The organism is Streptomyces sp. NPDC001858 (assembly GCF_053594615.1).
In genome coordinates, this window is record NZ_JBSFEV010000056.1 from 26,870 (window position 1) to 36,254 (window position 9,385).

Below are 9,385 nucleotides of genomic sequence, written 5' to 3' on the forward strand. Positions count from 1 at the left end.
AGGCTCCCTCGCTTCTTCCGGGCTGCGATCTACTGGGCGATGGCTGTCCCCACGGTATGCCGCGATCCGAAGTCGGTGCCAGGACTCATTCCTCGCCCCGGACCGCTGGTTTGCGAGGCAGGATCGGGATCCGTGATCTTCCCCGGAGACGCTTGTAGCGCGGAGACCACATCTGCTCCATCGGCCGGCACGCGGCGGCTTGAGTCGCACCCCTTCAGCAGCTCCTACTAGTCCTGTGCCTGCCGAGAATGCTGGCCGTGCTTCAGGCAGCAGCCGTCGTCAGCAGTGACCACCACGACGTGTCGGCTCCTGCGCCAGAAGTCGTGTTCTGCGAGCCTGCGCCAGAACCTCGAGGCCTGGACTCCGTTCCGTGCCGTGCGCGATGCCCCTGTCCCGCCCGGCATGATGCTCGCCCCTGAGACACGCCACCGCTCCGTCGCTCCGCGTTCCGGATCGAGAAGGATCAGCGCTGCCTTTCCCACGGACTTCGCGATCTTGACCCTGTGTTCGGCGTTCGGCCCGGGCGCTGGGCTGAGGGAACGAGTCCGGGGAACGAAGGGTGTCGGTCAACCCGCGATACGTGCTTGCGGCTGTCGTCTGAAAATAAACGCTCAACCGTCCGTCGCCGGTGGCGGGAACTGCCCATGCAATGAAGCCAGGCCCGATCCTGGGTGCGTTGTCGCACGAACGCGCACATTTGATGAAAGAAGGACTGCGCCGCAGGAGGTGTCTGGCAATATCTGAGGGACTCGGTGCGTTTTGTGACGTGGGGGCGGGGGAGTGGGGCACGTGGCCGCGTTCGGCGGACGTATGAAGATCGTGGCTTACCTCAACCACGACAAGGCGCTGTTCTACCGCCTGGTCCTGGACGTGCTGTTGGAGGAGGAGGCCCGACTCGGCGTCCATCTCAGTACGGAGCAGATACGGCAGCGGGTACAGGACGAACTCGTCGATGAACCAGAGCTGCTGGATATGCTTCCAGCGGTTGAGGGGTTGCTCGAGAACTTGTATGACTGGCGGAACGTGGACCGGATCCAGAACACCCGGTACACCACCACGCCCGAGGAATACCTTCAGCGGGACTTCCTGTACCAGCTGACCTCGGCCGGCGCCCGGGTCCATCGTGAGATGACTCGGATCGACGAGGACCTGTCCCATGCGGGTTCGCTGCAGGCATCGATGCTTCCGGAGATTCTCGAATCTCTCGCGGCGTTGTTGCGTGTCATCCGTGAGGAGGACAGCGACCTCAGCAGCGCGCTCGGCGCTTTCCGGCGTACGACGGAGGGATTCGCGCAGCTGGCGGAGGACGCCAAGCTCTTCGTCCAGGGACTCAACGGTTCGCTGGCTTCGAAAGAGATCCGAGATCCCGAGGTGTTCATCGCTTACAAGAATGTCGTCGTCGGGTATCTGCAGTCCTTCACGGTCGTCCTCCATGAGAACGCTGCCCCGATCGCGAAGCTGATCATCGGGTTGGAAGAGGCGGGGCTCCTGGCCCGGTTCGCCGAGCTGGCTGCGCTGGAGGCCGCGCCGGTCCTGGGCGTCAGCCATGAAGAGGTCGTCGATCGCGAGGCACAGCGGATGACGGAGATGTGGGAGGGCTTGCGCCGCTGGTTCGTAGCAGCCGAAGACCGTCCGCCGGTCGCCGAGTTGCTGCTCGACCGGGCTTCCGATGCGATCGCCTTCATCGTTATGACCGTCGGACACATCAACGATCAACGATTCCGGCGGGCCAGCCGGACGGCGGACCTGATAGCCCTGGCCGGCTGGTTCGAAGGGTTCGACATGACCGGCGGTGGGCGCGAGACCATCGCCTTGTGGCGTACGGCTTTCGGTGCCTACTCGTCCCGGCATCTCGGCCATCCCGCTGTATACGAGGACGATGATGCCCGACCGGAGATCGGCTGGTGGCAGAGCGAACCGGCTCCGGTGTCGGCGGAACTGCGTGCGCGGGGGGCCCGGGCGCACACGGGATCTCCGCCGCGTATTCGCGACCCGCGTCGGGCCAAGAGTCTGCTGGCAGTCAGGCAGAGGCAGGAACACGCAACGGTGGAAGCCGCTGAGCGATCGTTGGCGGACAGAGGGCCTGTACGGCTGTCCGAGCTCGGCCGACTGGATTCCGCCGAGGCGGAGGTGTTCTTGACCTGCCTCGGACTGGTCCTGTCGGTGCGGGAGCGAAGCGGGGGTGTCCGACGCACCCGTACCCCTGACGGCCGTCTGCTGATCACGCTGCGTCCCGCGGTGGACAGGACATCTGCCGCCACTGTGGAACTGCGGGGCGGTGCGATGAGCACGCAGGACTTCGAGTTGACGCTGTTGGTGGAGGAGCGTGGGCAGCGGTGAAGGGCTGGACCGGGCAGGAGGGCCATGAATGCCGCGAGGTGGTCCGGGCCCTGCTGCGCACTCCCGTGCTACGGCGTGAGGGTCGGCACGGGCGAATGGTGGATCAGGTCCGTCGGAATGAGGAACAGCTGCGGATCTGGTTCGACCGGCAGTTGGGATGGCCACTGGTCGTCGAGCGTGACGTGGTACGGCTGCTCAAGATCCCTGAGAATCCCGGGCGCTTTCCCGATCCGGCCGTTCCCAGCTCACGGCAGTGCGCCCTGTACTGCCTGCTGCTGGCGGTCCTGGTCGACTGCGACCGGCAGACCGTGATCAGTGAACTCGCCGAACGCGTGACCGCCCTCACGACCGCGCACCCTGGTCTGCGCAGGTTCGACGCCACCTCGACCCGGGAGCGCCGTGATCTGGTCGCGGCGCTCCGACTCCTCGCCGCGGGCGGTGTACTGCGGTCTCCTCGGGAGCCGGGCGTCACGGCCGACTCCGAACAGGCCTACATCGCAGGCTTCGGGAACGCCCTCTACGACGTCGACCACCACCTCGCCACCTCCGCCGTCGTCTGTCCGGTCCCGCCCAGCCAGGCGCACGGCCCGGAAGCGCTGCTGCGCGTCGCCGATGGCGAGAGCGGGGGTGGTGGCAGGACTGAAACCGAGCTTCGGCAGGCACTCATGCGCCGTCTGGTCGATGACCCGGTGGTCCACCTGGAAGACCTGCCGCCGGACCAACGGGAGTACCTGTCTGTGCACCGGGACGAACTGACGGCGGAAATCGTCCTCGGACTCGACACCCGGGTCGAGGCAAGGGCCGAGGGCCTCGCGATCGCCGACCCCCGCTTCTCCGACATCGAATTCCCCGCGGCCAGCGCCGTATCGGTGGCGGCGCTCGCACTAGCCGACCTGCTGGCCGGAGAAGCTGACCCAGCCCAGACGGGCAGCCTTGTGGTCCGGCACGACCGACTCCTGGAACTGGCGACTCTGGTGGCACAGCAGATTCGCCGCGTCGTGCCGAACCTCGAACGCAAACCCGTGGACGGCGCTGTCGTGCTGAAGCATTCCGTGCCCGTGCTGACGCAGTTCGGACTCGTCGATCCGCATGAGGACGGCATACTCGTCCGCTCCGTTGTCGCACGCTACCGCGACCCTTCTGGACGCGGGGTTCGTGTCACGGGCGAGGCGTTGCTGCTCTTCGGCCAGGATCTCGATGTGCCGCCCCGGCAGGTCAAGCGCCAGACTCCTTTAACCTCGACCTCGGAAGGCCAGGCTGATGGCATCGCCGACTGACCGAACGCCGACGCCCGCTCTTCAGCGCATCCTCGACGGGGAGCTACCCGTACCGGAACGGGAACGGTTCCAGCAACTCCGCCTCGGCCTCATCGGCATGTGGGAGTACGAAGAACAGGAGTTCGTCTCCTACCGCAACGGGCTGATCCTGCGCGGACGCAACGGCGCCGGCAAGACCAAGGTGATGGAGGTCACCAGCCCGCTGCTGCTGGACGCGCGGCTCAGCGCCCGGCGGCTGGACCCGTTCGGCTCGACCGCACGGCCGATGCGGGACAACTTGCTGCATCGGGGGCGCGGCGACCGTGTCGGATACACATGGTGCGAGTACGGACGCGTGACCGAGGACGGCGGCTACGCATTCATCACAGTCGGCATGGGGATGAGAGGTAGCACGTCCGCGAAGGGAGGTGTTCACAAACCCTGGTTCTTCGTCACGGCCAAGCGGATCGGTGAGGACTTCAGCCTGCTGGATGAACGGAGACAGCCGTATCTGCGCAAGCAGTTGGAGGCGCGGCTCGGTCCAGAGGACGTCTTCGAGGAACGGCGCGCGTACCGGACAGCCGTTGCGGAGCGCCTGTTCGGCTTCGGGATCGGGAAACTGGCGGCTCTGGTGGAACTCCTGCTGGTCCTGCGCAAGCCGAAGCTGAGCGAGAACTTCAACGGCGAACGGCTCAGCCGGATGCTGACCAACGGCCTGCCACCGGTCAGTACCTTGTTGTTGGACGGGTTGGCCGTCCGCTTCGACCAACTGGCCCGTGACCGCGCCGACTTGGCGCAGCAGGAGCGGCACCAACTCGGCATGTCCACCTTCCTGTCGGTGTACTCCCGCTACGCGCGCCGGTGGACTAGGAACATCGCCGAGGGGTTGGCCGAGGCGGATGCTCAGCTCACCGAGGCACAACGCAGTAGTGCGGAGGCTGTTGAGAAGGCCGACAGCGCTGAGAAGAAGCTGGAGCAGGGGAAGGAGGAGCGCAAGCGCTTCCTCGAAGAACGCGAAACGCTTCGGATCTCTGTCGACGAACTTCGCGTCGACCCGCTGATGAAGCAGCACGAAGTTCTCACCAAGCTCCAGGAACAGGCCGAGGAGGCGGAGGAGAAGCTCCCCGGATTCCGAGAGCGTCTGAAGAAGGCGGCAACTGCCTCGGCAGAGGCGGAAGGCGAGGCCACCAAGCAGACCAGGCTTCTCGAACGAGATGCCGCTGTCCTCCTGTCCGCAGAAGAGAAGGCCTTGGCACAGGCGGCCAGGACCCGCATCGGGGACGCTCACACCGAACTCTCCGCTGCCGTCCGGGAGGATCCCGAGGAGACGGAGAAGATGCTACTGGGCCACGTGGAAGCCCGCGCGAACGTCCTCCGGCGTGCGGTCGAGCTGGCCGAGACGACGCGAGACACCAAAGCCCTACGCGATCAGGCAGACGACGCCCTTCAGAAGGCATGGGGTCTCTGCGAGACGGCGAAGCGTGACGTAGACGATCACGGGCAGCAACTCACCGACCGGATGGACGAGTTGCGCATCGCACTCGTCGACTGGAACGAGCGGTGCCAGGAATTGCGACTGAGCGGCGTCGAACTGGAATCACTCCAGTCACTGGTGCCTACCTTCGGCCTCAATGGCGCCACCACCCTCTCCCAGGAGGTGGAGCGCCTCTCTCGCCCCCGAGGGACTCTGCTTGTGCAGCAGACATCCGACTTGGCCGCCGAACTCCGTGGTCTCCAGGAGACAAGAGACAAGACGGCCGCCCTGCGGTCGAGTGTCGCCGAAGAGAAGGACCCCCTGCCCGCGGCCCCGGTACACGAGCGGCGGGATCGGAGCAGCGGCGCCGACGGTGCTCCACTCTGGCGGTTGCTCGACTTCGCGCCGGACGTCGACGACACGACCCGAGCAGGCTTGGAAGCCGCCCTGCTCGGGTCGGGAGTGCTTGACGCATGGGTCACCCCCGAGGGATCTTTACTGGACGGGGACACGCTCGACAGCCTCCTGGTCGCCGACCGGGAACCGGTTCCGGGCCGATCCCTTGCCGACGTTTTGCACGCGGTCGATCACGAGATCGTCCCGTCGCGGGTGACCACGAGCATCCTGGCTGCTGTCGCGCTCGCCCCCGCCGGGACAGAGCACCATCCGGGTGACTGGGTGTCGACCGACGGCTCGTGGCGCATCGGCCCCATCCATGGTCGTACCAAGGTCACACAGGCCGCCTACATCGGTACCGCCGCCCGTCAGGCCGAGCGACGCCGTCGGCTGAAAGCGCTGGACGACCAGCTTGTCGAACTGGACGGCCGGATCGTAGGGCTCAATGAGCTGCAAGAGCGCCTCACCGAGCGGCAGGGCGACCTGCGGGCTGAGTGCGACGAGGCCGCTGCCTTCGACCAGCCAGTGCGTGACTGCCAGTTGAGTCTCGCGAAAGCCAGGAGTCTGTTCCAGACGTACGACCTGGCGGGCCAGGAGGCCAAGGCCACGCTGGACGCGCGAGAGATCACCTGGCAGGAGGCGCGCGCGGAGCTTGAGGGATACGCCAGGCAACGCGCGACCGCCACGGGGCTGAAGGCGCTTGCCGAGGAGCAGCGGGTACTCACGGAATACGCGACGAGTCTCGGAGATCTCTTCCGACGGCTGGGCACCTGGTCGAGCCGGGTGGAGCAACGAAACGGTGCCGAAGCACTGCTGGCCACTTGCCGAGGACATCAGAAACTGGCCGAAACCGATACGGACGACGCCGAGCGCGACGCGAAGAGAAAACGCGAACAACACGATGTGCGCCGTAGCGCCGTCGGAGCCGACGTCGACGACGTACTGAAGAGACTCGGCGTTGCCCAGGCTGGCCTCAAGAAGAACGAGGCCATGGAGGAGAAGAGCCTCGCTGCTCTGGAAGGGCTGATCAAGGAGGAGACTCGCGCCCAATCCGCTTGCACACAGGCCCGTGAACTCGTAGGGCAACGAGAACTCGTACTGGAGGAGCGACGAGGGCACTACAGGGAACTTGACCGGCTCGGATTCCTCGCGCTGGTCTCCACAGACGGTACAGCCACCGACAGTCTCGAGGCAGTCGCCGCCGCGCAGGAATTGATCCGGCAACTCGCTGACGATCCTTCGGATCAACATGCCCTCGACCATGCACGCGACGACGTGGACCGCGAACTGCAGATCCTCGAGGAAGTCCTGGCCGGTCCGGACTGGACGGTGCGGGCCGGAAACGAGAACCGCCTCGTCTCTGTCCGTTTGTTCCACAACGGTCAACACCTCGCTGTCGCGGAAGGACTCGCGATCGTGCAGAGAGAGGTCTACGAACGGAACCGCCTGCTCGACGCGAATGAACACGACTTGTTCACAGAGGTCCTGCTCGGACAAGTGGGGGACCATCTACGCCGGCGCCGTGCCCGGGCGAAGGCGCTCATTGAAGAGATGAACAGACTTCTCGCGCAGCGCCGCACGGCCTCCGGGCACGTCATTCGGCTGGTGTGGGAGGCGGATCCCGAAAAAGGCGAAGAAACGCGGGAAGCCCTGGCGACACTTGACCGGCAGGCCAGCAGGTTCTTGCCCGACGAGGCCCGCGAACACCTGATCACCTTCCTCGGTCGCCAGATCGCCGTGGCCAGGGAGGAAGAGGGGGGACTGGACTGGAAGAGCCACCTGCGTATCGCCCTCGACTACCGCACCTGGAGCCGGATCCGCGTCCAGTACAAGACCGGCCCGCAGCAGCGATGGACCGACATCGACACTGGCATGCACGGCAAGGGGTCGGGCGGGGAGAAGGCCGTCATGCTGCAACTCCCGCTCTTTGCCGCCGCGGCCGCTCACTATGCGGGAGCCGCAAGAACCGCTCCGCGTCCCGTTTACCTGGACGAGGCGTTCGCCGGAATCGACGCCGAGATGCGAGGCGAGTGCATGGGACTGCTCGTCCAACTCGACCTCGACTTCGTGATGGCGAGCCACGACGAATGGGGTTTCTACGAAGAGGTTCCCGGCGTGGCCACTTACCAGCTGTTCCGTGACCCACAGGTGGAGGGTGTACTCACCACCCCCATCGTCTGGGACGGGGCCGAGCGGCATCTCATGGTCGACCCGGCGCTGCTTGGCGGCATCGGCCTCGATTTCGACGCCGATGATCAGCTCGACGACGAACAGGCCGACGACGACATCGACATCGACGAAGAGATGGACGAGGAACTGGACGACGAGCCCGAAGCCGAGGAGGAGTACGAGGCAAGGGATGTGGACGCCCCCGCCCGTGGCCGGGCCGGTGGGCTGCTGGGCGACCTGGACCTCGACTGACATGGGAAATCGTGTCGCCCTGCACCCTGATCTCGCGAAGTGGGCGGTGAGTCCGGGGGGAGTCCTGTTCTGCACCCGAGTGCGTGAGCGCCTCGCCAACGGGGGAAAGCTGAACCGGCCTCTCGCCCTGAGTATGACCGACCGTGAACGCGCCGATCTCATCGACCTGTTCGGTGATGCCGTCAACGCGAAAGGCATCCACCTCGCACGCGCCGATGCCGTGCTGCGCGCCAGTCGGCACACTCTGCCGCTCCGCATGCTGATCATCGGAGCCAGCGGGCCGATTCGCACGAAACGCGGCCAGGCCCGGTACAAGGCCATCGTCAAACGCGACCGTCTGATGCGAGAGCGTACGGAGACTTTGGCCGCCATCGCTGATGTGCCTGAGCTGGCGTTCGAATACGAGCTACTCGTGGCGCTGCCGGACGACAACAGGCGTGTGCCTCCCGACGGTTCACGTGCCGCCACTTCTCACTGGATCACGTACTGTGCCGCGTTGCGGGCGGCGGCCGAGTGGTTTCGCAAGGCGAGCCGCGATTGGAGATGCAGTGAGCGCGAACTGGCAGCGCTGGCACTGGGCGGAACCAAGACGTGGACCGACGCAGCCAAGGCCGCCTTCTCCCAGCTGGTTGGTCTCCCATTCACCGAGGCCGTCCACACCAGTGACACAGGACTGAGGATGACCGGCCCGGCCGAGTGGCACCGGCAAGGTCTCGTGGCGGACCTCGCCCTCGCTGAACCCTTCATCGAACTCCCGGGGTGGACGGTTACGAGAGACGGTCGGTTCGACCTCCAGGCCCGTGGTGTCTTCCTCATCGAGAACCAGGAGACTTTCGAAGCGGTCGCCTCGCGCACCACGGTCCCGAGGACCTGGCTTTGCGTCTGGACCGAAGGATTCGCCTCTGGGGCACTGGTTCACTTCCTGGGCAAGTGCGTGCCCGAGTCCCTGCCGATTGCAGCCTGGGGAGACCTCGACCCGCCCGGAATCGGCATCATCCTCGACCTCGCGGAAAAGAGCGGTCGCAGCATCCAACCCATCGCCATGGACGCGGAGTTGTACCGCCGCGGACGCAAGCTCGTGGAGGAGCCGCCGCAGCTCGAGAAGTGGCTGAACGAGGCGAAACGGCAGGCGAAAACCGTCCCGGATCACTTTCAGGGCCTGGTGGCCGCGATGATCGAGCACGGAGGATTCCGCTGTGAACAAGAGGGCATGCATGAAGACGTCCTCCCGAACCTGCACCTCTGGCTGGCCGAGCTGAAGCCGCTCTGAGCCTGTCTGGGTCCCCGAGGATCACAGGGCTTGAGCCAATCCTGTGATCCTTGTTGGGCTTCGCCAGGCCGACAAACTCACGACTGTGCTCGGCGCCTCCCGTGTCTTCCTTGATGGGGCGCCCGGCGGGCACCTAGGACTTGTCCGGCCGATCATGGCTCTGGATAGTCGGGCATGATGCCCAGGTGAGCATCATCGTGAAGTTCTTCGTGGCGCCGGACGACACGT

General features: G+C 65.6%; 4 protein-coding genes. All 4 read left to right on the forward strand.

What is annotated here, in order from left to right:
• The first annotated feature begins 789 nt into the window (after nt 1-789).
• The 4 genes from ACWCPF_RS41650 (at nt 790) to ACWCPF_RS41665 (ending at nt 9,157) form a co-directional block, all read left to right on the forward strand.
• Complete coding sequence (locus tag ACWCPF_RS41650) at nt 790-2,340, forward strand: TIGR02677 family protein (protein WP_451050354.1); 1,551 nt, start codon at nt 790-792, stop codon at nt 2,338-2,340.
• A 38-nt stretch (nt 2,341-2,378) separates the two neighbouring features.
• The gene (locus ACWCPF_RS41655; RefSeq protein WP_451050355.1) at nt 2,379-3,617 is read left to right on the forward strand and encodes a TIGR02678 family protein; all 1,239 of its coding nucleotides are present in this window, start codon (nt 2,379-2,381) and stop codon (nt 3,615-3,617) included.
• A complete protein-coding gene (locus ACWCPF_RS41660) occupies nt 3,601-7,887 on the forward strand; it encodes a TIGR02680 family protein (RefSeq protein WP_451050356.1) in 4,287 nt (1,428 codons plus the stop codon). The genes ACWCPF_RS41655 and ACWCPF_RS41660 overlap by 17 nt, the downstream gene beginning before the upstream one ends.
• A gap of 133 nt (nt 7,888-8,020) precedes the next feature.
• Nucleotides 8,021-9,157: a Wadjet anti-phage system protein JetD domain-containing protein gene (locus ACWCPF_RS41665; protein ID WP_451050357.1), complete on the forward strand. Its 1,137-nt coding sequence runs from the start codon at nt 8,021-8,023 to the stop codon at nt 9,155-9,157.
• Nucleotides 9,158-9,385: the final 228 nt, after the last annotated feature.